General features: G+C 74.2%; 2 protein-coding genes. Both read left to right on the top strand.

The window, feature by feature from the left end:
* The coding region (locus tag AB8Z75_RS34435; RefSeq protein ID WP_369209003.1) for a hypothetical protein at nucleotides 1-328 on the top strand (328 nt) is incomplete at its 5' end.
* A gap of 346 nt (nucleotides 329-674) precedes the next feature.
* Entirely contained in the window at nucleotides 675-1,553 is an 879-nt protein-coding gene (locus AB8Z75_RS34430; protein WP_369209001.1) for an IclR family transcriptional regulator, read from the top strand.
* The last annotated feature ends 76 nt before the right edge of the window (nucleotides 1,554-1,629 follow it).

The following is a 1,629-nucleotide window of genomic DNA, read 5'->3' as shown; positions in this document are numbered from 1 at the left end:
GGAACCACGCGTCCGCACACGGCTGGTGAGCGACGCGGGCCCGGTACGCGCCACGTACCGCCATCTCCTCGCGCTGCCCGGCAGGCCGCCGGGGAAGGCGCGGCTGTTCCAGGAGGTGCGGGGCCGGGTGTGCGAGGTGCCGCTGAGGCTGGCGGGACGTCTCGCGCTCGGGAGCGCGCGGATGGCCGCGGACACCGGCAGCGGCCTCGCCTTCCTGAACGGCCGCCGTCCCCTTCTGACGCTGTCCGTCCGCGACTTCCACGCCGCTGTGGGCCCGTCCTCAGCCGCGCGGCGCACGCCTCGGAGGCGCGCGGCGCGGCGGGGATGAAGAGCGCCCGGCGGCTCGTGTACGACTTCAGGCCTGGGCGCCCTTCACGCGGGACTCTACGACCCGCGGCCGGACGAACGGGCCGCCGTTACCGGAACGAGTGAACGCCGGCCCACCCGTGGGCGGAGCCCACTCGTCCGCGTCGGTGCAGACCGCCGGGCACCGGCGTGAGCGGCGGGTACCAGCGTGAGCACCGGGCATCAGCCTGAGCGCCGCACACCGGCCTGAGCGCCGGGCAAACCCTTGACACCTCCGCATGCCCCCTCCATAGTGCTCCCCTCACAGCGCAACGGCGTTGCGCTGAGCGCACCGAGGCGGGTAGTACGGCACGACAGGAGGTGGGCGTATGGCCGGGGCGACCGACCGTTCGCCGCGGGTGGCGAAGCGTTCCGACACGGCTTCCGACACGGCTGAGGGGACACCGGCCTCGAAGGAGGCGGACTCCGCGAAGGGGGCCGCCTCTCGCCGGGAGCGCACCGCGGGAACCCTGCAGTCCGCGGACCGCGCTCTGGTGGCGCTGCTGTCCTTCACCGAGCAACGGCCGGAATGGGGCGTCAGCGAGATCGCCCGGCACCACGGCTGGGACAAGGCCGTGGCCCAGCGTCTGCTGACCACACTGACCGGCCGGGGCTTCTTGATGTGCGACAGCACCACCCGCCGCTACCGCCTCGGCCCCGCCGTCTCACGCCTGGCCCGGGTCGGCGAGCACAGCGGGGTGCTGCCGTCACTGGTCAGACCGGTACTGGCCAGGCTCCTGCGCGAGACCGGGGAGAGTGTCGTGCTCAACGTGCCCAACGGAGGCGGCTACCGGTGTGCCGCCGCCGTCGACGGCACCGGGCCCATCCGCTACACCGCACTCGTGGGCGCCCTGATGCCGGGACACGCCGGGGCGTCGGGGCACGCCCTCTTCGCCTACTACCCCGAGGCCGAGATCCGGCAGATCTTCGGGGCCACCGCGCTCCAGCGGTTCACCGACACCACACTCACCACCGTCGACGCCCTGCTGGAGAGGTACGCGGTGCTTCGCGAGCAGGGCTGGGGCCTCAGCCACGGCGAGTACGACGAGGCGGTCACGGCCGTCTCGGCACCCGTCTTCCAGGCCGGGACCATCGCGGCGTCCCTCACCGTCATCGGGCCGAGCCACCGGGTCGGCAACGCGGCCGAGAGCATCGTCGCGTCGCTGCTCGCCGGAGCGGCCGAGGCGACCCTCGCCTTCGGCGACTGAGCGCCCCTCCCGGCCCGGCTGGCCGCCGCTGCCCCACTACCCCGCTGCCGGCCCGCCGCTCGCACGCCCCGTACCC

Origin of the sequence: Streptomyces sp. PU-14G (assembly GCF_041028275.1) — a bacterium.
Taxonomy (GTDB): Bacteria; Actinomycetota; Actinomycetes; order Streptomycetales; family Streptomycetaceae; genus Streptomyces.
The sequence above is the reverse complement of the archived record's forward strand: the minus strand, read 5'-3'. Positions and strand labels throughout refer to the sequence as shown.